This is a genomic window from Bacillus cereus group sp. MS39 (assembly GCF_040448665.1).
In the GTDB taxonomy this organism is placed as follows: Bacteria; Bacillota; Bacilli; order Bacillales; family Bacillaceae_G; genus Bacillus_A; species Bacillus_A wiedmannii.
This window is the reverse complement of the sequence record NZ_CP123058.1, coordinates 1,484,246-1,506,625: the sequence shown is the minus strand read 5'-3', so window position 1 is coordinate 1,506,625 and position 22,380 is coordinate 1,484,246. Positions and strand designations below refer to the sequence as shown.

Below are 22,380 nucleotides of genomic sequence, written 5' to 3'. Positions count from 1 at the left end.
TTTTTCGCTGCACATAGAATTCTTTCTCTGGAGTCATCGTTTAAAGAGGGGGAATTTAAATTGAACTTTGTAATTGATAAAATAGATGGTTTACAGCTTGAATTTTCCAAACTTGTTTCCATGATGAATTACGCTCGCTATACAACAATGCAAGCGGTGGAAGGTTTAACAATTGAAGAACTTGATTATTTGTATGATGAAGAAGCAAATTCAGTCGGCATGTTATTGTACCATATGGCCGCTATTGAATTTTACTACCAGATTCATACTTTTGAAGACCGTGAACCAACGGAGGCTGAGTTAGAACGGTGGTTACCTGCTATTGAGTTAGGAGATCTTGGACGCGAGAAAATAAAAGGTAACTCTATAGAATTTTACATACGTACATTGCAAGAAGTACGTTCCAAAACGATCGAGACTTTTCAATCGTTACCTGATGAATGGTTATTTAAAACGACAGACTTTTGGTATGATAAACCAGCAAATAACTACTTTAAATGGTTTCACGTATTTGAAGATGAAATCAATCATCGCGGACAAATTCGTTTAATTAAGAAAATGCAAAAAGCCCATTCAGTAAAGTAAGAAAGTGCCACCTTATTCGGTGGCACTTTCTTCTATTCATTAGCAAATATTATTTCATTTACTTTTTTAGCAATCACTACTATCGCTATTAGAATGCAAATTAAATATAGCAATTTCGCGATAAATAACCACCCTTGAAACATTACAATTTCACCTATTATCTCATTTCCTTTCAATAACAAAAACGGAATTGTACTAATTATAATGACAAACTCAATACTGAAAACAATTTTCTTTTTTCGACTATATGCTTTCCATTCATCCCAGCGATACATGGGAGCAAAAATCAATACTCCTATACATAATATAATCGGTATCCATTCACTTTTAAGAAATTGTCCTGAAATAACTGATAATAGTAAACAAACGAGCACACCATAATAACCTATTCTCTCTCTCATTCATACTCCCCCATTCTACTTTCCCTTTAATATGTAGCTTGCTATGCTTATAACAATTTTCAGAAAAACAACTACTACAATTACAATATAAAGACCTTTTGCAGACGACATCCATTCTTGAAAAATAGACATTTTTTCCATTTGTTTCTGCCCCTCTATTAAAATAAACCCTACGAAAAATGAGCAAACAACAGTGATACCTATTATAATTCTGATACTTTTCTTACTATATTGTGTCATGTCATCCCAGCGGTATAACAGTATAAAAACAAACCCGAAAACAGGTATGATACCTATCCATTCGGTATTTGTAAATAGATTTAAAATGATTACTAGAATACAAGATATGATGAATCCCCAAAATCCAATTTTTTGCACATAACCCCTCCTTAAATTCCATTTTTAGGATTAATTGTATTGTAACATCCATTTCAAAAACTCACCATTACAGTACATGAAATTTCACTTTTTTCTTTTTCCTATACTCACATACTTTCACTGCTTTCATACAATAAACTACACGAATGCCTAAAGGATGTGAATGTTATGGGAGTTGAATTAACGCTATTACACGCTCTCTATGTTCTTTGTTTACTCACTATTATTACCTTTTTTATTCTCCGAAAAGATACGACGATCATTTGTATCGTTTTTATCTTTTTACTAGCATTAACCGCAACACACTCTATCCCTCTTGCCGTTAGCGGCATTTTTCAAAGTTTCATTTACGCCATTACTGAACTATTACCAACTATATTAATCATCTCCATTATCGTATCCATGAGCAATTTACTCGTTCATACCGGCATAAATGATACGATGATTTCACCATTTACAAAGATGATTCGTACACCTACACTCGCCTACTGGATTATCGGTCTTTTAATGATGACAATTTCTTTCTTCTTTTGGCCTTCTCCAGCTGTCGCTTTAATGGGAGCTATTTTATTACCAGTCGCTGTACGCGTCGGTCTTCCGCCAATTGGAGTTGCAATTGCTATGAACTTATTCGGTCATGGGATTGCTTTATCCGGCGACTTCGTTATACAAGGCGCACCAAAATTAACCGCAGACGCTGCTGGTCTCCCTGTTTCCAGCGTCGTATCTGCAAGTGTTCCACTCGTTATCGTTATGGGCGTTGTTACAACTTCTGTCGCTTTTTTCTTCCTACGAAAAGAGTTTCATACAGGACTATCATTGCAAGACACCTCTTCATCAACTGAACCATCTAAAACTACCATTTTATTATCTCCTCGCATAAAGAAATGGCTCGCTATATGTATCCCTATCGTATATATCATTGACATCCTTTGCATGATTCAATATAAACTACAAGGAAGCGACGCAACTGCACTTATCGGCGGGACGACTGTTATTATGATTATCATCATTTCTCTCATCACCTACAAAGGACATGGACTAAATAAAACGACCGATTATTTTATAGAAGGGCTTCAATTTGGATTTAAAATTTTCGGACCAGTCATTCCAATTGCTGCACTTTTTTATTTAGGAGATAGCGGCTTTGTGAAAATCATCGGAGACTATTTACCGAAAGGTTCACACGGAATCATTAACGACTTAGGAATCGCTTTATCACAAACTGTTCCTTTAAACCAATATGTATCAGCTGGAACATTAACTATCGTTGGTGCCATAACAGGATTAGATGGATCTGGATTTTCCGGGATTTCACTTGCTGGTTCAATTGCCAATCTTTTCGGAACAGCGCTTGGGCATGGGACCGCTACATTAACAGCTCTCGGACAAATTGCAGCTATATGGACCGGGGGCGGGACGTTAATTCCTTGGGCGCTTATTCCTGCTGCTGCCATTTGTAAGGTGGATCCATTTGAACTTGCACGCCGAAACTTTTTACCGGTTGTGATTGGCTTAATTGTCACCACAATCGTTGCGATGTTTATTTTATAACGTAAGCAAGTGTTCTCTTGCTTACGTTTTTTTCTTGTGAAATTCATCATGAATTACTCGTTTTCAAGAGGGATTCGTTATTACTTAGCGAAATTATATTAGGAGAGTAATTATTTCAAAACGTTTACGAGAAACAGATTACTGCAATTCGAAAAGGGGACATAACTATGAATGAATTGATTTTCGTCTTATTAATTTGTCCATTACTTATCTTTATCGTTTCTGTTATTGGAACGCGCAAGACGAAAACGTATTACGTAATGCCGATTGTAACGTTTGCTAGTTTTTTAATAATAGGTGTTATCGCCTTTACTCCAAAATTTTTCTTTTGGGTTGGCATGTACAGCATCTTCTCGTTTATTGTTTCTTATATGACACTATTGTTTGTGAGAGGGTATGAAGTTGCGGAAAACGCTAAATAGTTATTAACGAGGAGTTTGTCATATGATTTTCTTTGATGTCGATGGAACTTTATTTGATTATGAGGCGGCTGAAAGAAATGGTATTATAGATTTCTTTCAAGTATATAGTACTATTTTTTCAGGTAATGAATTAGAGGCCACAAAAGTCTGGCATGAATTATCCGAAGAATATTTCAACAAATTTTTATCCAAGGAATTATCTTTTCAAGAACAACAAAGGATGCGAATGTATCATTTATTTAAAACATATGGATTAAACTTATCACCCGAGGAATCTCAGCACAGATTCAATCAATATATAGAACTTTATAAGAACAACTGGGCCGCGTTTGAAGATGTACACTATACATTACAGACCTTAAAGCAAGAAGGGCACTCATTAGGTATCATTAGTAATGGTGACTATGAACAACAAGTCGAAAAATTAACTGCCCTAAACATTTTAAAACATTTCAAATATATATTTACTTCTAGTGAACTTGGTATATCGAAACCAGATCCTGAAATTTTTCACAGAACCGTATTACAATCGAATCTTGAAATGAAAGATTGCTATTATATTGGCGATCGATTAGAGACTGATGCAATTAGTAGTACAGCAGCTGGGATGCAAGGGATATGGTTAAATCGGGATAACTCACAACTCAAGTACGATATTCCTACTATCTGTTCTTTACATGAAGTTTTAACAATAATATAAAAAACGACCGCGTTCCCCCGCGGTCGTTTTTTTCGTGTTACGCTGTGATCCAAGCTTCGTTTGCTGGATTTTTACGCCACTCTTGTAATTTTTTCGTTTCAGCTTGTCCGATCATACCTTTTTCTGCTGCTACTTCAGTTAATGCACTGTAGTCGCTTAAAGAGTATGATGCTACGTTAGCTGCTTCTAGTTTTTCTTTTCCTGCTTCTAGCTCGTATGTGAAGATTGATACGATTCCTAATACTTCACATCCAGCTTCGCGAAGTGCTTCTACACATGTAATTGCACTACCGCCAGTTGAAATTAAGTCTTCTACTACTACTACTTTTTGACCTTTTTCAGCTTTCCCTTCAATTTGGTTCCCTTTACCGTGACCTTTTGCTTTACTACGTACGTAGCACATTGGTAAATCCATACGATCGCTTACCCATGCAGCGTGCGCAATACCAGCCGTTGCTGTTCCTGCAATAACTTCTACAGTTGGGAAGTGCTCTTTAATTAACTCTTCTAATCCAGCTGCAATCGCTTGACGTACTTTTGGATAAGATAAAGTTAAACGATTATCACAATAAATTGGTGATTTCATACCTGAAGACCAAGTGAATGGATCATTCGGTTGTAAAAATACTGCTCCAATTTCTAATAAATGCGATGCGATTTCTTTTTTCATACTGATACACCTTCCCACTGTTGTTTTACTGTTTTATACGCTTCAAGCGGATTTTCCGCTTTTGTAATACTACGTCCAACTACGATGTAGCTTGAGCCAAGTTCCCTCGCACGTTTCGGTGTTGCTACGCGCACCTGGTCATTTACATCATCGCTTGCAAGACGAATCCCCGGTGTTACTGTTACAAATTCATTTCCGCATACTTCACGTAATTTCGGAACTTCAAGTGTTGAACAAACAACACCATCAAGTCCACTTTCTTTCGTTAGTTTTGCATAATGAGCAACCGCTTCTTCTAACGTTTTCTCAATGCCAATCTCTTTTTTCATCATAGCTTCCGAAGTGCTTGTTAGTTGTGTAACTGCAATACAAATCGGTCTCTCTTTTCCTTCTTGCTTACCTTCCTCTAATCCCTCAATCGCAGCTTTCATCATACTGCTTCCCCCAGCAGCATGAACATTTACCATATCAACATCTAGACTAGCTAGGCTACGCATAGCGCTTTTTACTGTATTCGGAATATCATGAAGTTTTAAATCTAGGAAGATCTTATGCCCTTTTTCTTTTAAGTACGTAATAATCGCAGGTCCTTCTTTGTAGAATAACTCCATACCAACTTTGACAAATAACTCTTCCCCTTCAAAGTGGTGTAAGAATTGTTCTACATCTTGTTTCCCTGGAAAATCTAGTGCAACGATTAACGACTGTGACATGTTTGCTTCCAGCTCCTTCCTTGACATTCCGAAATGTGATCAAATCCTAATTCATCTAGTAATGCTGGTAATTCTTCAATAATTGTCGGACATACGAATGGATCGATAAAGTTCGCTGTTCCAACTGCAACCGCGCTTGCGCCAGCATAGAAGAATTCAATTACATCTTCCGCAGTTTCAATACCACCCATTCCGATAATCGGAATGTTAACCGCTTGGCTTACTTCATGTACCATACGAATTGCTACTGGCTTAATCGCAGGACCTGATAATCCGCCTGTACGGTTTGCTAAAATTGGTTTAGCTGTTTTTAAATCTAGACGCATACCAAGCAATGTATTAATCATCGTTAAACCGTCCGCACCCGCATTTTCAATTGCTTTTGCAATCTCCACAATGTTTGCCACGTTCGGTGACAATTTCACATATACCGGTACTTCAGAAACCTCTTTTACTCGCTTCGTTAAATCAGCAGCAATTTCAGGATTCGTACCAAAAGCGATACCACCCGTTTTTACGTTTGGACAAGAAATATTTAATTCTAGCGCATGAACATTAGGTGCCTTTGAAATTTCCTTCGCAACTGCTACATAATCCTCAGCTTGTGAGCCAGCAACATTTGCAATAATCGGAAGATCAAATTGCTCGAGAAAAGGTAATTCAGAATTCATTACCTTTTCTAATCCAGGATTTTGAAGCCCGATTGCATTTAGCATTCCGCCTGGTGTTTCCGCAACACGAGGCGTTGGGTTTCCGTAACGAGGCTGTTCTGTTGTCGCTTTAATCATAATTGATCCAAGTACACTTAAATCATAGAACTGTGCATACTCACGACCAAATCCGAAGCAACCAGATGCTGGGATGATTGGATTTTTTAATGATAACCCTGGTAATTCAACTTGCAATCTGTTCATAGTACAACCTCCCCGATTGGAAATACTGGTCCGTCGCTACACACCTTCTTGTAAGAATGTCCACTCGGATCTACTTGTAAATGGCATACACATGCGAAACATGCTCCAATGCCACAGCCCATACGCTCTTCTAATGAAATGTAGGCTTTTCTCTCTTTATAGCGTCCTTCTAATGCACGAAGCATCGCTAAAGGTCCACATGAGTATAGAATGTCAAAGTCGATTCCATAGCTATCAATTACATCTGTTACAAAGCCTTCTGTACCATGCGTACCATCAACTGTTGCAACATACGTATCACCAAGCTCTGCGAATTTCTCTTCATAGAAGACAACATCTTTCGTTTGGAAACCTAAGATGTGAATAACGCGTACTCCCTTTGCTACAAGACGCTGTGACAATTCATATAGTGGTGGTACACCAATTCCCCCTCCAACTAATAGAGCCGTTTGTCCAGCTTCCGCTTCTTCTACAGGAAAACCATGTCCAAGTGGTCCTAACACATCTACAAGTTCGCCTTGTTTTCTTTTCGCTAATGTTTTTGTTCCTTGTCCTTCCGCACGATATAGCATTGTAAATTCGTTCTTCTCTTGATCGACATTACAAATACTAATTGGGCGGCGCAGAAGGGGCGTAATGCCCTCTGCTACCTTAATGTGTACAAACTGCCCTGGATCGTTCATTTGCTGCACTAGATCCCCTTGAAGCACTAATTCGTAAATGTTTTTTGCGATTTCTTTTTGGTTAACGACGATCATATTTTGCTTTTGCATCATGCATGTACCACCTCGTGACGCTTCGTTTGCGTAATTTCTTTCATTGAATGAGCTGAGAATGTCATAGATTCTAGTACTCGTAAGATTGCTCTCGTTGTATCAAGTGATGTTAAGCAAGCCACACCATTTTCTACTGATTCACGGCGAATGCGGAAACCATCACGCGCTGGTTGTTTGCCTTTTGTTAATGTATTGATTACAAACTGTGCTTTTCCTTGACGGATAATATCAAGTAAGTTGTATTCTTCAGAATCAATTTTATTTACAACTTGCACTGGAATGTTTTGCTCTGCTAACGACTGTGCTGTTCCAGCTGTTGCTAATAAGTTATAGCCGATTTCGTGGAAACGTTTTGCAATTTCCATTGCTTCTTCTTTATCTTTATCCGCTACAGTGATGATTACTGATCCGTGCGTTGGGATGTTAATTCCTGAAGCAACTAACCCTTTGTATAATGCTTTTTCAAGTGTTAAGTCTTTACCCATTACTTCCCCTGTTGATTTCATTTCAGGTCCTAATGTTGTATCAACTGAACGTAGTTTCGCAAATGAGAATACCGGAGCTTTTACATATACTTCTTTCTCTTCTGGGTGATAACCCGTTCCATATCCTTGCTCTACTAGGTCTTGCCCTAAAATAACTTTCGTTGCAACATTCGCCATCGGTACACCTGTAATTTTACTTAAGAATGGTACTGTACGGCTCGCACGTGGATTTACTTCAATTACATACACTTCATCTTTGAATACTACAAACTGAATGTTTAGTAATCCAACAATGTTTAAACCTTTTCCAAGTGCAATTGTATGTTCAATAATTTGTTCTTTCAGTTTTGCAGATAAGCTTTGCGGTGGATATACTCCGATTGAGTCACCAGAGTGAACTCCAGCGCGTTCAATATGTTCCATAATACCTGGAATGAATACATTCTCACCGTCTGAAATTGCATCTACTTCAATTTCTTTACCAACCATGTAACGATCGATTAATACTGGGTGATCTGCGTGAACTTTAACCGCATTTTTCATGTAGTGCAGCAGTTCTTCTTGACGATATACGATTTCCATCGCGCGTCCACCTAGTACGTAAGATGGTCTTACTAATACTGGGTAACCAATTTTGTCAGCGATTGCTACTGCTTGCTCTACAGTCGTTGCTGTTTTACCAACTGGTTGCGGGATACCAAGCTGTGTTAGAGCTGCTTCAAACTTATCACGATCTTCTGCACGGTCTAAATCTTCAAGTGATGTTCCTAAGATTTTCACACCGTGAGCCTCTAATTTAGCAGCTAAGTTAATTGCCGTTTGTCCACCGAATTGGACGATAACACCTTCTGGTTTTTCTAAATCGATAATGTGCATTACATCTTCGATTGTTAATGGTTCAAAGTATAATTTGTCAGAAATACTGAAGTCTGTTGAAACTGTTTCTGGATTGTTATTAACAATAATTGCCTCATATCCAGCTTCTTTAATTGCCCATACAGAGTGAACTGTTGCATAGTCAAACTCAACACCTTGACCGATACGGATTGGACCAGATCCTAGAACTACTACACTCTTACGATCTGTTCTAACCGATTCATTCTCGTCACCATATGTGCTGTAGTAGTATGGTGTTGCAGATTCAAACTCTGCAGCACAAGTATCTACCATTTTATAAACAGGAGTTATATTGCTTTCTTTACGCATGTCGTAAATTTCACGCTCTGTTTTGTTCCAAGCATTAGCGATGTAATGGTCACTGAATCCCATTTCTTTCGCTGATTGTAATACTTCCATATTTCCTACATTTGCTTTTACTTCGCGTTCCATGTTTACGATATTTTCAACTTTTTGTAAGAAGAAGAAGTCCATTTCACACCAATCGTTGATTTCTTCTTTCGTTACACCTTGACGAATTGCTTCCGCTACAATAAACAGTCGCTCATCATCAGCTTTTATAATGCGTTTTTTCATTGTCTCTTTATCAAGCTCTTTTAAATGCTCTAACTCTAAGTGATAAACACCAAGTTCTAAAGAACGAATCGCTTTTAATAATGATTGCTCTAAATTACGTCCGATTGACATAACTTCACCAGTTGCCTTCATTTGTGTACCCAGTGTTCTGTTTGCTGATTCAAACTTATCAAATGGCCAGCGCGGAATTTTTGAAACAACATAGTCTAATGCTGGTTCGAAACAAGCGTATGTTTTTTGTGTTACTGGGTTTATAATTTCATCTAATGTTAAACCGACTGCAATTTTTGCCGCTAGCTTCGCAATTGGATATCCAGTTGCTTTAGATGCTAATGCAGATGAACGACTTACACGCGGGTTTACTTCGATTACATAGTATTGGAAGCTATGTGGATCAAGTGCAAGCTGAACGTTACATCCACCTTCAATTCCTAATGCACGAATAATTCGTAATGAAGTGTTTCGTAACATTTGATATTCACGGTCACTTAATGTTTGGCTCGGTGCTACAACGATAGAATCACCTGTATGAACCCCAACTGGATCGATATTTTCCATATTACATACTACAATCGCGTTATCATTTGAATCACGCATTACTTCATATTCAATTTCCTTACAACCAGCAATGCTCTTTTCTAATAAACATTGTGTTACCGGACTATGTTTTAATCCACCTGATACGATTTCAATTAGTTCTTCTTCATTACTACAGATTCCGCCACCTGTTCCCCCCATCGTAAATGCCGGGCGAACAATAACTGGATATCCAATTTCTTTTACAAATTCATGTGCTTCTTCTAGCGTATGAATAATAGTACTAGATGGAATTGGTTCATTTAATTCCTGCATTAAGGTACGGAATAGATCACGATCCTCCGCTTGCTCGATTGCTGATAATTTTGTTCCTAAAATTTCAACTCCGCACTCTTCAAGTATGCCTGATTTCGCAAGTTCAACAGCCATATTCAGGCCTGTTTGACCACCTAATGTTGGTAAGATTGCATCTGGACGTTCTTTACGAATGATACGGCTTACGAATTCTAGTGTTAATGGTTCTATATATACTTTATCTGCCGTTGCAGTATCTGTCATAATTGTTGCTGGGTTAGAGTTAACAAGGATTACTTTGTAACCTTCTTCTCTAAGAGATTGACAAGCTTGTGTACCAGAGTAGTCAAACTCTGCTGCTTGCCCAATTACAATTGGTCCTGATCCGATTACTAAAATTGTGTTAATGTCTAGGCGTTTTGGCATAACTCTTCCCCTTCTTTCTTGAAGTTTTCAATCATTGCTAAGAAATCTTCGAACAAATCGTTTGCATCTTCTGGTCCTGCAGAAGCTTCTGGATGGTATTGTACTGTAAATGCTGGGAACTTCGTATGACGAAGACCTTCTACTGTTCCATCATTTAAAGCAACATGTGTAATTTCAAGTTCTGTATTTTTAACTGATTCTTCTTCTACTGCGTAACCATGATTTTGAGATGTAATTGCTACTTTTCCAGTTGCAAGATGTTTTACCGGATGGTTTAAACCACGGTGACCGAATTTCAACTTACTTGTATTCGCACCAGATGCTAGAGCGAATAGTTGATGTCCTAAGCAAATTCCGAATAAAGGAACTTTACCGATAATGTCTTTTAACATTTCAATTGCTTCTGGTACATCTTTTGGATCTCCAGGTCCGTTACTTAACATAATTCCATCTGGGCTAAGACGTAAAATTTCTTCTGCTGTTGTATTGTAAGGTACTACAATTACATCACAGTCACGTTTATTTAATTCTCGTAAAATACCATGTTTCATTCCGAAGTCTACAAGTACAACTCGGTGTCCACGGCCTGGGCTTGGGTATGGATCTTTCGTTGATACGCGTTTCACGTGATCTGTAAATACTGTCGCTTTTAATTGGCTCACGATGTATTCTACATCTGCATCCATGTTACATAGACGTCCACGTAATGTACCGTATTGACGAATTTTTCTCGTTAATTTTCTTGTATCAATTCCTGCTAACCCTGGGATATTTCTTTCTTTTAAGTAATCATTTAACGAAATTTCATTACGGAAGTTTGATGGATGATCACAAATTTCGTTTACGATTAAACCATTTACAGATGGGTGAATCGATTCAAAATCGTCACGGTTGATGCCGTAGTTTCCGATTAATGGGTACGTGAATGTTACAATTTGACCGCAATATGATGGATCAGATAATGTTTCTTGATATCCAGTCATTCCTGTTGTAAATACAACCTCACCTGACTTTTCGATTTCTCCTCCGAAACCTTTTCCAATTAATACTGTTCCATCTTCTAAGATAAGTTGTCTTTTCATACTAATGCACTCTCCTTTTGCCATGCGATCTTACCACCAACGATTGTCATTACCGGCCATCCTTGGCATTTCCAACCTGCGAATGGTGTATTTTTTCCTTTTGATAAGAATGTTGTTGGGTCAATCTCTTCTTCTTGTTCTAAATCAATGATTGTAATATCAGCTGTTCTACCTTCTTTCAGGCGACCTGCTTCTAAGCCGAATGTATCAGCTGGTTTTTCTGTTAAGAATTGAATTAACTGCTCTAATGTAATAATTCCCTTTTTCACAAGGTTTGTGTATAGAAGTGGGAATGCTGTTTCAAAACCAGTAATTCCGAATGGTGCTCTTTCAATTCCTTGCGCTTTCTCTTCCGCTGTATGCGGTGCATGGTCAGTTGCGATCATATCGATTGTTCCATCTAATAAACCTTCAATTAGTGCTGCGTGATCTTCTTTCCCACGAAGCGGTGGGTTCATTTTAAAGTTAGGATCAGCTGATGGGATATCATCTTCACATAACACTAAGTGATGAGGTGTTACTTCTGCTGTTACTTTAATTCCAGCGCGTTTCGCATCTCGAATTACGCGTACAGAACCTTTCGTACTTACGTGACATACGTGATAGTGACAATTTGCCGCTTCAGCAAGCAGTATATCCCTTGCAATATGTACAGATTCACATACTGATGGGATACCGTTTAATCCGTGTTTCTCAGAAAACTTCCCTTCATGTACACAACCTTTATTAATAAGAGTATTCTCTTCACAATGTGCAACTACTGCCATATTTAATTTCGCTGCACGCTTCATAGCAGCTAACATCATGCTAGCATCTTGTACGCCTACACCGTCATCAGTGAAAGCAAATGCTCCAAGTTCTTTTAATGTTTCGAAATCTGTCATTTCAGAACCAGCTTGGCGTACTGTAATTGCTCCGTATGGTAGTACGTTGACATGCGCTTTTTCTTTAATACGATTTTGCAAGTCTTCCATATGTTCTCTGCAATCTGGTACTGGGCGTGTATTTGGCATTGCACAAATTGTAGTGAACCCACCTTTTGCCGCTGCTAGTGTACCTGTTTCAATTGTTTCTTTATGTTCACCACCTGGTTCACGAAGATGTACGTGTACATCTACTAATCCAGGTGCGATTAACTTTCCGTTCACATCGATTACTTCAGCATTATCTGCCGTAATATTTTCTGCTACCTTAGCGATTTTACCGTCTTGTACGAGAAGATCTGTTGCTACGATTTTTCCTTCTTCATTCATATAACGACCATTTTTAAACAAGTAATTCATGTTTCATTCCTCCTAATACATTTGGTAAGGCGCGTTTTAGTACAGCCATTCTTACGTAAACTCCATTTTCCATTTGTTTAAATATGCGTGAACGCTCACACTCAACAAGTTCACTTGCAATTTCAACATCACGGTTTACAGGAGCTGGATGCATAATAATGCTTCCTTCTTTCATATGCTTTTCTCTTTCCACTGTTAATCCGTGTTTCTCATGATACTCTTTCATAATGTCTGTTTCATAATGATCATGACGCTCATGTTGTACACGAAGTAACATCATTACATCCACTTCTGGAACAAGTTCATCTAATGGTTTGTATGTTCCAAACGTGCTGTCTTCATCTTTCCACTCTTCTGGACTTGCAAAGTAAATTGTTGCACCCAGTTTCGTTAATGCTTCTGCATTAGAACGTGCTACTCGGCTATGACGAACATCTCCTACTATCGCAATCTTTAATCCTTCAAATCTTCCAAACTCTTGTTTAATTGTAAGAAGATCGAGTAGGCACTGCGTTGGATGGTTTCCACATCCATCTCCAGCGTTTAAGATTGGGATATTTACCTGTTCTTTTAGTTCATCGAAGTAGCGATCTTGCTCATGGCGGACGATCACCGCTTTTGTTCCGATTGATTCTAGTGTTCTTACCGTATCGTATAAAGTTTCTCCTTTTTGTACGCTAGATGCATCCGCTGAAAAGTTTAAAACTTCAAGTCCTAATCTCTTCTCAGCAACTTCAAAGCTAAATCTCGTTCTCGTACTATTCTCAAAGAACAAGTTCGCAACAAAAGTTTGCTCTGTCGTTTTGCTCTCTTTTCCATTCGCGAAATCTTCTGCGTCTTTTAGGATTTCTGAAATTTCTACTTCCGATAATTCACTCATCGTTAACAAATGGCTCATCGTCATCCCTCATCTTTCTGATTTTTATGTTACCACTTTTGTATTTTTATAACAACTTTCGTATAAAAATACCCTAGTCATGTGAGACTAGGGTGCAAGGAAGAAGCCACCCTTTCCGGTCTCACAGGACTGAATTAAAAGGTTGTTATTATGAAGCAATCTGCTTAGATTGTTTTATTTGTTTCGTTTCCGGTAGTAGTAGATTTAACAGTACACCTACAATTGCTGCTAGTGCCATTCCTTCTACTTGGAACGATTCTCCTACATGAAGTACCGCTCCACCAATACCGATTACTAGTATTACTGATGCAATCATTAAGTTTCGTTTGTCACTTAGGTCTGTTTTATCATCTACCATCATGCGTAATCCGCTTGATGCGATTACACCGAATAGTAAGATTGATACTCCACCCATAACCGGTGTTGGTATGGAGTGAATCAGCGCGGAAATCTTACCGATAAAACCAAACATGATTGCGAATACTGCTGATCCGATGAATAAGTATACGCTGTAAGCTCTCGTAATTGCTAGCACACCGATATTTTCACCATACGTTGTATTCGGTGGTCCACCTATTAGTGATGCAATCAATGTTGCTATTCCATCACCGAAGATTGAGCGATGTAAACCTGGTTTTTCAATTAAATCTCTTTTAATAACGTTTCCAAGTACAATTTGATGTCCGATATGTTCTGAAATTGTTACTAGTGCAACTGGTACCATCAAGAGTACAATCTTCCACGAAAACTCCGGAGTATATGTTACAAATGGTACTGTGAAATCTGGTACAACAAACCATTTTGCCTCAGCTACCGGCTTTAAGTTTACTAGCCCTTGGAAGTAAGCGAAGATATATCCGCCGATAATGCCCAGTAACACTGGTATGATACTGAAAAACCCTCTTCCGAATATAGAGCAGATAATTGTAATTGCTAATGTTACTAATGCTACTGAAAAGTGTGTAAAGCTATATTTGCCATCCGCACCGTTCATCGCCATGTTAACTGCTGTATGTGCTAAAGCTAGACCGATTACCATTACGACTGGACCAACTACGATTGGCGGAAGTAATTTCATAATCCACTCTGATCCTGACTTCTTAATTCCGAGTGAGATTAAGATGTACACAAGTCCTGCAAACAAACCACCGAGCATTGCTGCTCCAGGTCCACCTGCTGTTTTCGCTGTTATAATCGGTGCGATAAAGGCGAATGATGATCCTAGATAGGCAGGTACTTGACCTTTCGTTATAAGAAGAAACGCTAGCGTTCCTAATCCACTTGATATTAATGCTACTGACGGATTCAATCCTGTTAAAAACGGAACAAGCACTGTGGATCCAAACATCGCGAACAAATGTTGTATACTTAAAAATAACCATTTTCCCGGTTTCGGTACTTCATTAACGTCTAACACTGGCTTTTGTTCCATTGTTACATCCTCCTTCAGTTTAAATCTTTGCAATAAAAAAACTCTTTGTGCCTGTGCACAAAGAGTCCTACACTTTCGTATGCCAAATTTGACATATGAAAGCCAAGACCCTTTGGCAGCCTCACAGGACTACATTTAAAAGGGCTTTACTTATCGTATATGCTTACTCGATCTTGTTGATCTGTCTCTTGCAAATCAACTTCGATACGCTCTTCACTTGATGTTGGAATGTTCTTTCCTACATAATCAGCGCGAATTGGTAGTTCACGATGACCTCTATCAACAAGAACCGCCAGTTGGATTTGTGATGGTCTACCTAAATCCATAAGAGCATCCATTGCCGCTCGAACTGTTCTTCCTGTATATAATACATCATCCACAAGGATAACTTTTTTCTTCGTAATATCTACAGGGATATCAGAACCTTTTACAAGTGGTTCTTCATTTTTCGATTGTAGTGTTAGATCATCACGATATAACGTAATATCTAGCTCTCCAACTTCCATTTCTTTTCCTTCAATTTGACCAATTCGTTCTGCCAAACGTTGTGCAATAAAAATTCCACGAGTTTTAATTCCGACAAGAACACAATTATCGACACCTTTATTTCGTTCCACGATTTCATGACTAATTCGTGTTAAAGCGCGGCGAATCATTTGGTCATCTAAAACGACAGCTTTCTCTTGCATGCTCTACACCTCCAAGCTTTTTTCTTGCGTGAGAGTAATGGTATAAAAAAAGTCCTCTCAGCGTGTGCGAGAGGACTTTTGAAAAAAGGGTACAGCATACCCTATGTATTTCAAACCGTTACCTTCTCAACCTCACGGGGCTGTGTTAAAGGATCATTATTTAACTGTTGTCAGTATCTCAGTTTTCTTATGATTTGTCAATACTATTTCCGTAAAATATTTAATGCGTCTTCAAACACTTCTGGAATCGGTGCCTCAAACTGAATATATTCACCAGTACGAGGATGGTCAAACCCTAAAATACCTGCGTGAAGTGCTTGTCCATTCATGTCTAATGTTTTCTTCGGACCATACTTCGGATCTCCTGCAAGTGGATAGCCAATGTATTTCATATGAACACGAATTTGGTGCGTACGTCCCGTTTCTAAGCGACATTCTACAAGTGTAAAATCTTTAAAGCGTTCTAACACCTGGAAGTGTGTAACAGCATTCTTACCATTTTCATCAACTGTCATGCTTTGACGTTCTTTCTTATCGCGACCAATTGGCGCATCGATCGTTCCTTTATCATGCGGAATCACACCGTGTACAATCGCTTTGTAACGTCTTGTTACTGTTTTTGCTACAAGTTGATTTACAAGTGACTCATGCGCCACATCATTTTTAGCAACCATTAATAGTCCAGATGTATCTTTATCAATACGATGCACGATACCAGGACGCATTACACCGTTAATACCTGACAGGTCTGTACAATGGTGCATAAGTCCGTTTACAAGCGTACCGCTTGTATGCCCTGGAGCTGGATGTACAACCATACCACGTGGCTTATTTACAACGAGTACATCTGCATCTTCATAATAAATTTCTAAGCCCATATCTTCTGCTTGGATATCTAACTCTTCTGGATCAGGAATCGTTACTGTAATTTCATCGTTTTCTTTAACTTTATAATTCACTTTTACCGATTTTCCATTAACTGTAACGACATCATCTTTAATCCATTGTTGTACTTGTGAACGTGACCATTCACTGTTTATTTCTGCAACGAATTTATCAATTCGCTCACTTTTTTGTTCTTCTGCAACTGTTACTTGTACTACTTCACTCATTCAATTACTCCTTCGTTTTCTTGCCTTCTAATAATGTTTGAATAATAATTAATACAACACCAATACATAATGCTGAATCAGCTATATTGAATACTGGATAGTTGTACGAGAAAATATACACGTGAATGAAATCCACTACTTCTTGTCTAAATACACGATCAATGAAATTACCAATTGCTCCGCCTAGTATTAGACCTAATGAAATCCCTAGAAGTTTGTCTGTTTTCGCATATTTTTGCATATAAATTACGATAAATACTACAAAAACGACTGTAATAATGTAGAAAAACCACATTTTATTTTCTAAAATCCCCCAGGCAGCTCCTCTATTTCGATGTGATGTTATGTATAATACATTATCGATAATCGGAATGCTCGTACCCAATTCCATGTTCTTTACAATTAGCCATTTCGATATTTGATCGATGGCAATGACAAATAACGCTATTACATAATATATCATTTTCATTTCCCCCACAAAGACAGTGTACCTCAAAATTTTAGCATAGCTGCAACCTTTTCACAATGAACCTTTATAGAAGAATAAAATAAATTAAAAAAAGGTAATATAATATCGTTGTGCGCATTCATACATTTACTTTTTCATAGAAAAATTCATGAATGGTACGGGCAGTCGGCATCGTCTTCATTTGTTTTACCGAAATTGCTCTCCCCGTTTCTTCACAAATACCATACATATCTATTTCCATTTTAAATAATGCACGTTCTACATCTTTTAAGTCCTCTTTTATATCATGTAATAGGAGTTTTTTCTTTATCTCTTCCTTAATTTCATATCCAAGCTCTTCGCTAAACTCTGTATCATATTTGTGCATGACCTCTTTAGCTAGCCTCTCTTGTAACTCTTTTCGCATCAATTGCAATTCTTCTTTGATTTCCATATACATTTCATTCACGTGTACATTCCTCCTAGCTGCAATGTACGATTAGTGTGTCCGAAATTTCTATGCTTACCTCACACACATTTTTCCTTCATAGGAAAGAGAGTGAAAGTTATTTTAATATATCATCAACAAAAAAACTGACTGTACTTACGCACAGTCAGTTTTTTTATTATTTTACATAGTTTTCTTTAACAACTGTTGCACAACGCTCACATAATGTTTCATGTTCAGCGTCTTTACCAATTGTTTCTGAAACTACCCAACAACGTTCACATGTTTCACCAGTTGCTTGAGCAACAACAACCGCTGTATGCTCATACTTCGGCGCATCTGCTGGCGCTTCTTCCATCATACCACCAAGTTTATACTCAGAAACGATGAATAATTGCTTTAAGTCTTCGCTAATAGACTCTAACATAGTTTTCATTTCTACAGTCGGATATAGCGTAATACTTGCATTTAATGACTTACCGATTACTTTTTCATTACGAGCTACTTCTAACGCTTTTAATACGTCATCACGCAGCGTCATAAATGCATCCCATTTTGTTTTTAATGCTTCCGCACCATCTAATTGTACAGCTTCTGGCATATTAGTTAATTGTACACTTTCTTCTGTTACACCCGGAATGTAGGGCCATACTTCATCAGCTGTATGCGGTAAGATTGGTGTTACAAGTTTCGTCAATGCAACAAGAACATCATATAATACAGTTTGAATTGCACGACGATCTTCATGGTTTGCACCTTCAATGTATAAAATGTCTTTCGCAAAGTCTAAGTAGAATGAACTTAAATCAATTGTACAGAAGTTATGAATTGCATGATACACAGCAGCGAAGTCGTATGTTTCATATGCTTCTTTTACTTTTGTAATTAAGTCATTTAATTTCACTAACATGTAACGATCTACTTCACGAAGTTCAGCTACAGCTACTGTATTTTCACTTGGCTTAAAGTCATCTAAGTTTCCTAATAAGAAACGGAATGTGTTACGGATTTTACGATACACTTCTGCTACTTGTTTTAAAATATCATCTGAAATACGTACATCAGATTGATAGTCAACAGAAGATACCCATAAGCGTAAAATATCTCCACCTAATTGATCCATAATTTTCTTCGGTACGACGATGTTTCCAATCGACTTACTCATTTTACGTCCTTCACCATCTAATACGAAACCATGGCTTAGTACGCCTTTATATGGAGCTTTACCTGTTACAGCAACTGCTGTTGATAATGAAGAGTTAAACCAACCACGATACTGGTCAGATCCTTCTAAATATAAATCAGCTGGACGTTGTAAGTCTTCGCGCTCTTCTAATACTGCTTGGTGAGAAGAACCTGAATCGAACCATACATCCATGATATCTGTTTCTTTACGGAATTCACCATTTGGGCTACCTGTATGTGTAAATCCTTCTGGTAATAGATCTTTCGCTTCACGCTCAAACCATACGTTAGAACCGTGCTCACGGAATAAATCTGCTACATGGTTAATTGTTTCATCTGTAATAATTGGATCACCATTCTCTGCATAGAATACAGGGATTGGCACACCCCATGCACGCTGACGAGAAATACACCAGTCACCACGGTCACGAACCATATTATGAAGACGAGTTTCTCCCCATGCTGGTACCCATTTTGTTTCCGCAACAGCTTCTAATAATTCTTTACGGAACGCTTCAATAGATGCAAACCACTGTGCTGTTGCACGGAAAATAATTGGTTTTTTCGTTCTCCAATCATGCGGGTATGAATGCGTAATGAACGTTAGTTTCAGTAACGCGCCTACTTCTTCTAATTTTTCTGTAATTGGCTTGTTAGCTTTATCATAGAATAAGCCTTCAAATCCAGGTGCTTCATTTGTTAATACACCTTTATCATCAACTGGGCAAAGTACTTCTAATCCATACTTTTTACCAACAACGAAGTCATCTTCCCCGTGTCCTGGTGCTGTATGAACACAACCTGTACCTGCATCTGTTGTTACGTGATCTCCTAGCATAACTAATGAATCACGATCGTAGAATGGATGTTTTGCAACTGTATACTCAAGTTCGCTACCTTTTACCGTTTTCACAACTTCAGCATTTTCCCACTCTAACGTTTTTGCAACTGTCTCAAATAGTTCAGAAGCAATAATATATTTTTCATCATTTACTTTTACAATAGCGTATTCAAGTTCTGGGTGAACAGAAATACCTAAGTTTGCAGGTAACGTCCAAGGTGTTGTTGTCCAGATAATAAATTTCTCATCACCTTCTAATACGTTCTTTCCGTCTTTTACAGGGAATGCTACGTAAATAGATGCTGATTTTTTATCTTGGTATTCAATTTCAGCTTCTGCTAAAGCTGATTCACTCGTTGGAGACCAGTAAACTGGTTTTTGTCCTTTATAAATATAACCTTTTTTCGCCATATCACCGAACACTTTAATTTGTTGCGCTTCATAAGCCGGCTCTAAAGTAATATATGGGTTATCCCAATCTGCACGTACACCTAAACGCTTAAATTGTTCACGTTGACGTTCTACTTGTTCATATGCATACTCTGCACATAACTTACGGAACTCAGCAACTGTCATTTCTTTACGCTTTACACCTTTATTTGTTAAAGCTTGCTCAATTGGTAAACCGTGTGTATCCCAACCCGGTACATATGGTGCGCAGTAACCTGTCATTGATTTATAACGAACAATAAAGTCTTTTAGCACTTTATTTAATGCATGTCCCATATGAATGTCACCATTCGCATATGGAGGTCCATCATGCAGTACAAATAAAGGACGACCTTTCGTATGTTCTTGTACCTTTTCATAAATATTCATTTCAGCCCACTGTTCTTGCATTGCAGGCTCACGTTTTGGTAAATTCCCACGCATTGGGAACTCTGTTTTTGGCATTAGTAATGTATTTTTGTACTCCATGCTCAATTCCTCCTTACATGTATAAAAGAAACACTTAAAAAACGGAATAGAAAAGAGACCTTCTCATCCCAAAAAGGGACGAGAAAGTCTCCCGCGGTACCACCCTAGTAGATCCTATACGTATGTATACAATCCTCTTTATATTCTTAACGCGAATATACGCCTACGCTTACTCTATTTGTTCAGCGCGGAACTCCAGGGTGATATTCCCATTATCTCCTTATCCTGAGCTTACACCATCCTCAGTTCGCTATATAAGGTATGAAAAAGGTACTTATCCCTATCTTCGTTTTTCTTAATAAATATGTTGTTTAAAATTATATGTAATAATGAGAAAAACGTCAAGCTTACACTGTTTCTTCTTTTTTCAACAGTTCATCTACTTCGTCTTCTAACTCAATTAGTTTATCCCAATCATCGTTGTTTAACATTTCAAGCTGTGTTTCTAATAACATACGGAAACGAGTGCGGAATACTTTCGCTTGTTTCTTTAGCTCTTCAATATCAAAGGCAACTTTTCTTGATTTTACTAACGCTTCGTTAATAATACGGTCTGCATTCTTTTCAGCTTCACGTACGATTAATTTTGCTTCTTTTTGCGCATTACGTTTTACTTCTTCCGCTGCTTCTTGTGCAACGATGATAGATTTGTTTAACGTATCTTCAATATTAGAGAAATGATCTAACTTCCCTTCTAATTGCGCAACTTTTTCTTCTAAAGCTTTTTTCTCACGAATGACTAATTCATAATCTTTGATAATTTGATCAAGAAACTCATTTACTTGATCTTCATCATAGCCACGGAATCCGCGACCAAATTCTTTGTTATGAATATCTAATGGTGTTAACGGCACAACGCCACCTCCAAGTAGTTATCTAAATTTCCTATTTCAATTATATCTTTTCTTCGACAAAATAGGAGGATTTCCTTCTAAAAAACCAATCATTTTAGTATACCATACAAAATTCTCCATTTGTCGCGCTTTGTTCTACCTTCTACAGAAAACAATTTACTTCGTCCATATCCTCTCACTGAAAAAACATCTCCTGGATAACATTCATAAGAAGTTTGCTCCACTGTTTTCCAATTAACTTTTACTAAACCATTTTTTATGAAAGGTTGTACTTTTTGTCTGGATATATGTAACATTTCAGCTAACATAACATCTAAACGAAGTGAAGAAACCGTTCCAGATTTCTCTCCCCACGTTTCTTGCATCTGTAGAATTTTTTCTCCTTGCACTGGTGATAAGGAGACTTTCACTTTCCCTATAGATTGTAAGTTCATCTCAATATAAGATACAACTTCTTTCGCGACTACAATTTGGGCACGATCTTCTTGAAGCAAAATATCACCACATTTTTCTCTCGTTAAACCAAGAGACATAAATGTACCTAATATTTGCCTATGTTCTAGCGTATAAAACTTGGAAGGATAGTCAATTTCCAATACTTCTACTTGAAATTCCTCTTCATTCACTACTAGATAGTTCGGATAAATGAGTGCTCTCTTACGCTCTGCATGAGGCGTTGCACCATCAAACTGTACAGCAACATCCCCTTGTCCTATTACCATAGTGACAATTTGTTGTTGTCTTGGATCAAGGAAGTCTGTTAACTTCACTTGATGGTACTCCGCTGCTCGCTTCCACTCTAACACCTTATCCACAAAGACCTCTTCATCGGGTCTGAAATGTTCATAGATGCTCATGTATT

Annotated in this window: 22 protein-coding genes and 1 other annotated feature; of the genes, 4 read left to right on the top strand and 18 right to left on the bottom strand. The window is 37.9% G+C overall.

The window, feature by feature from the left end:
- Positions 1 to 60 precede the first annotated feature (60 nt).
- Positions 61 to 585, top strand: a complete 525-nt coding sequence (locus tag QEP67_RS08005; protein ID WP_001012027.1) for a DinB family protein — start codon at positions 61 to 63, stop codon at positions 583 to 585.
- A gap of 32 nt (positions 586 to 617) precedes the next feature.
- On the opposite strand, the gene QEP67_RS08000 is transcribed toward QEP67_RS08005, so the two are convergent.
- Together QEP67_RS08000 and QEP67_RS07995 are read right to left on the bottom strand one after the other, a co-directional pair.
- Positions 618 to 986, bottom strand: a complete 369-nt coding sequence (locus QEP67_RS08000; protein WP_001209170.1) for a YoqO family protein — start codon at positions 984 to 986, stop codon at positions 618 to 620.
- Between the two features lie 15 nt (positions 987 to 1,001).
- Positions 1,002 to 1,364: a YoqO family protein gene (locus QEP67_RS07995; protein WP_001169219.1), complete on the bottom strand. Its 363-nt coding sequence runs from the start codon at positions 1,362 to 1,364 to the stop codon at positions 1,002 to 1,004.
- 168 nt (positions 1,365 to 1,532) lie between these two features.
- Between QEP67_RS07995 and QEP67_RS07990 the strand changes: the two genes are divergently transcribed.
- From QEP67_RS07990 to QEP67_RS07980, 3 genes are all read left to right on the top strand, one after another.
- The gene (locus QEP67_RS07990; protein ID WP_000537917.1) at positions 1,533 to 2,918 is read left to right on the top strand and encodes a hypothetical protein; all 1,386 of its coding nucleotides are present in this window, start codon (positions 1,533 to 1,535) and stop codon (positions 2,916 to 2,918) included.
- Between the two features lie 167 nt (positions 2,919 to 3,085).
- Positions 3,086 to 3,340 carry a YbeF family protein gene (locus tag QEP67_RS07985; protein ID WP_001003934.1) on the top strand — a complete coding sequence of 85 codons (255 nt, stop codon included), beginning with the start codon at positions 3,086 to 3,088 and terminating at the stop codon, positions 3,338 to 3,340.
- 22 nt (positions 3,341 to 3,362) lie between these two features.
- Positions 3,363 to 4,040 carry an HAD family hydrolase gene (locus QEP67_RS07980; protein WP_000575809.1) on the top strand — a complete coding sequence of 226 codons (678 nt, stop codon included), beginning with the start codon at positions 3,363 to 3,365 and terminating at the stop codon, positions 4,038 to 4,040.
- Positions 4,041 to 4,077: 37 nt separating this feature from the next.
- Here the strand turns inward: QEP67_RS07980 and pyrE are convergent, their stop codons facing one another.
- From pyrE to QEP67_RS07900, 16 genes are all read right to left on the bottom strand, one after another.
- The gene (gene pyrE, locus QEP67_RS07975) at positions 4,078 to 4,710 is read right to left on the bottom strand and encodes an orotate phosphoribosyltransferase (protein WP_000711449.1); all 633 of its coding nucleotides are present in this window, start codon (positions 4,708 to 4,710) and stop codon (positions 4,078 to 4,080) included.
- Positions 4,707 to 5,423 (bottom strand): orotidine-5'-phosphate decarboxylase, encoded by a 717-nt coding sequence (pyrF, locus tag QEP67_RS07970; RefSeq protein WP_000083487.1) that lies wholly within the window; start codon positions 5,421 to 5,423, stop codon positions 4,707 to 4,709. The genes pyrE and pyrF overlap by 4 nt, the downstream gene beginning before the upstream one ends.
- Positions 5,408 to 6,337 (bottom strand): dihydroorotate oxidase B catalytic subunit, encoded by a 930-nt coding sequence (gene pyrD / locus QEP67_RS07965; RefSeq protein ID WP_001081053.1) that lies wholly within the window; start codon positions 6,335 to 6,337, stop codon positions 5,408 to 5,410. The genes pyrF and pyrD overlap by 16 nt, the downstream gene beginning before the upstream one ends.
- Positions 6,334 to 7,113, bottom strand: a complete 780-nt coding sequence (gene pyrK / locus QEP67_RS07960; RefSeq protein WP_353706555.1) for a dihydroorotate oxidase B electron transfer subunit — start codon at positions 7,111 to 7,113, stop codon at positions 6,334 to 6,336. The genes pyrD and pyrK overlap by 4 nt, the downstream gene beginning before the upstream one ends.
- Entirely contained in the window at positions 7,110 to 10,328 is a 3,219-nt protein-coding gene (gene carB, locus QEP67_RS07955; protein WP_001126133.1) for a carbamoyl-phosphate synthase large subunit, read from the bottom strand. The genes pyrK and carB overlap by 4 nt, the downstream gene beginning before the upstream one ends.
- A complete protein-coding gene (locus tag QEP67_RS07950; RefSeq protein ID WP_000828668.1) occupies positions 10,313 to 11,410 on the bottom strand; it encodes a carbamoyl phosphate synthase small subunit in 1,098 nt (365 codons plus the stop codon). The genes carB and QEP67_RS07950 overlap by 16 nt, the downstream gene beginning before the upstream one ends.
- On the bottom strand, positions 11,407 to 12,693 hold the full coding sequence (gene pyrC / locus QEP67_RS07945) for a dihydroorotase (protein WP_001108381.1): 1,287 nt from the start codon (positions 12,691 to 12,693) through the stop codon (positions 11,407 to 11,409). The genes QEP67_RS07950 and pyrC overlap by 4 nt, the downstream gene beginning before the upstream one ends.
- Positions 12,677 to 13,591 carry an aspartate carbamoyltransferase gene (gene pyrB, locus QEP67_RS07940; RefSeq protein ID WP_000018866.1) on the bottom strand — a complete coding sequence of 305 codons (915 nt, stop codon included), beginning with the start codon at positions 13,589 to 13,591 and terminating at the stop codon, positions 12,677 to 12,679. The genes pyrC and pyrB overlap by 17 nt, the downstream gene beginning before the upstream one ends.
- A 148-nt stretch (positions 13,592 to 13,739) precedes the next feature.
- Positions 13,740 to 15,023 (bottom strand): uracil permease, encoded by a 1,284-nt coding sequence (uraA, locus tag QEP67_RS07935; protein WP_000435919.1) that lies wholly within the window; start codon positions 15,021 to 15,023, stop codon positions 13,740 to 13,742.
- Between the two features lie 146 nt (positions 15,024 to 15,169).
- Complete coding sequence (pyrR, locus tag QEP67_RS07930) at positions 15,170 to 15,712, bottom strand: bifunctional pyrimidine operon transcriptional regulator/uracil phosphoribosyltransferase (protein ID WP_001156490.1); 543 nt, start codon at positions 15,710 to 15,712, stop codon at positions 15,170 to 15,172.
- Positions 15,713 to 15,915: 203 nt separating this feature from the next.
- Positions 15,916 to 16,824 (bottom strand): RluA family pseudouridine synthase, encoded by a 909-nt coding sequence (locus QEP67_RS07925; protein WP_000005846.1) that lies wholly within the window; start codon positions 16,822 to 16,824, stop codon positions 15,916 to 15,918.
- Positions 16,825 to 16,828: 4 nt separating this feature from the next.
- Positions 16,829 to 17,287 carry a lipoprotein signal peptidase LspA gene (lspA, locus tag QEP67_RS07920; protein WP_000642186.1) on the bottom strand — a complete coding sequence of 153 codons (459 nt, stop codon included), beginning with the start codon at positions 17,285 to 17,287 and terminating at the stop codon, positions 16,829 to 16,831.
- A gap of 124 nt (positions 17,288 to 17,411) precedes the next feature.
- On the bottom strand, positions 17,412 to 17,741 hold the full coding sequence (locus QEP67_RS07915) for a hypothetical protein (RefSeq protein ID WP_001004658.1): 330 nt from the start codon (positions 17,739 to 17,741) through the stop codon (positions 17,412 to 17,414).
- Between the two features lie 157 nt (positions 17,742 to 17,898).
- Complete coding sequence (gene ileS2 / locus QEP67_RS07910) at positions 17,899 to 20,664, bottom strand: isoleucine--tRNA ligase (RefSeq protein WP_000455964.1); 2,766 nt, start codon at positions 20,662 to 20,664, stop codon at positions 17,899 to 17,901.
- 71 nt (positions 20,665 to 20,735) lie between these two features.
- Positions 20,736 to 20,960: a binding site (T-box leader), on the bottom strand.
- A gap of 51 nt (positions 20,961 to 21,011) precedes the next feature.
- Complete coding sequence (divIVA, locus tag QEP67_RS07905; RefSeq protein ID WP_001131609.1) at positions 21,012 to 21,518, bottom strand: septum site-determining protein DivIVA; 507 nt, start codon at positions 21,516 to 21,518, stop codon at positions 21,012 to 21,014.
- Between the two features lie 89 nt (positions 21,519 to 21,607).
- Positions 21,608 to 22,375, bottom strand: coding sequence for an RNA-binding protein (locus QEP67_RS07900; protein WP_064459843.1), 768 nt, complete (start codon positions 22,373 to 22,375; stop codon positions 21,608 to 21,610).
- Positions 22,376 to 22,380 lie beyond the last annotated feature (5 nt).

Excerpts from the sequence above, each read along its gene's own strand:
- QEP67_RS08000 (WP_001209170.1), bottom strand. The coding sequence starts at position 986 with ATGAGAGAGAGAATAGGTTATTATGGTGTGCTCGTTTGTTTACTATTA.
- QEP67_RS07990 (WP_000537917.1), top strand. The coding sequence starts at position 1,533 with ATGGGAGTTGAATTAACGCTATTACACGCTCTCTATGTTCTTTGTTTA.
- QEP67_RS07985 (WP_001003934.1), top strand. The coding sequence starts at position 3,086 with ATGAATGAATTGATTTTCGTCTTATTAATTTGTCCATTACTTATCTTT.
- QEP67_RS07980 (WP_000575809.1), top strand. The coding sequence starts at position 3,363 with ATGATTTTCTTTGATGTCGATGGAACTTTATTTGATTATGAGGCGGCT.
- pyrE (WP_000711449.1), bottom strand. The coding sequence starts at position 4,710 with ATGAAAAAAGAAATCGCATCGCATTTATTAGAAATTGGAGCAGTATTT.
- pyrF (WP_000083487.1), bottom strand. The coding sequence starts at position 5,423 with ATGTCACAGTCGTTAATCGTTGCACTAGATTTTCCAGGGAAACAAGAT.
- pyrD (WP_001081053.1), bottom strand. The coding sequence starts at position 6,337 with ATGAACAGATTGCAAGTTGAATTACCAGGGTTATCATTAAAAAATCCA.
- pyrK (WP_353706555.1), bottom strand. The coding sequence starts at position 7,113 with ATGATGCAAAAGCAAAATATGATCGTCGTTAACCAAAAAGAAATCGCA.
- carB (WP_001126133.1), bottom strand. The coding sequence starts at position 10,328 with ATGCCAAAACGCCTAGACATTAACACAATTTTAGTAATCGGATCAGGA.
- QEP67_RS07950 (WP_000828668.1), bottom strand. The coding sequence starts at position 11,410 with ATGAAAAGACAACTTATCTTAGAAGATGGAACAGTATTAATTGGAAAA.
- pyrC (WP_001108381.1), bottom strand. The coding sequence starts at position 12,693 with ATGAATTACTTGTTTAAAAATGGTCGTTATATGAATGAAGAAGGAAAA.
- pyrB (WP_000018866.1), bottom strand. The coding sequence starts at position 13,591 with ATGAGCCATTTGTTAACGATGAGTGAATTATCGGAAGTAGAAATTTCA.
- uraA (WP_000435919.1), bottom strand. The coding sequence starts at position 15,023 with ATGGAACAAAAGCCAGTGTTAGACGTTAATGAAGTACCGAAACCGGGA.
- pyrR (WP_001156490.1), bottom strand. The coding sequence starts at position 15,712 with ATGCAAGAGAAAGCTGTCGTTTTAGATGACCAAATGATTCGCCGCGCT.
- QEP67_RS07925 (WP_000005846.1), bottom strand. The coding sequence starts at position 16,824 with ATGAGTGAAGTAGTACAAGTAACAGTTGCAGAAGAACAAAAAAGTGAG.
- lspA (WP_000642186.1), bottom strand. The coding sequence starts at position 17,287 with ATGATATATTATGTAATAGCGTTATTTGTCATTGCCATCGATCAAATA.
- ileS2 (WP_000455964.1), bottom strand. The coding sequence starts at position 20,664 with ATGGAGTACAAAAATACATTACTAATGCCAAAAACAGAGTTCCCAATG.
- QEP67_RS07900 (WP_064459843.1), bottom strand. The coding sequence starts at position 22,375 with ATGAGCATCTATGAACATTTCAGACCCGATGAAGAGGTCTTTGTGGAT.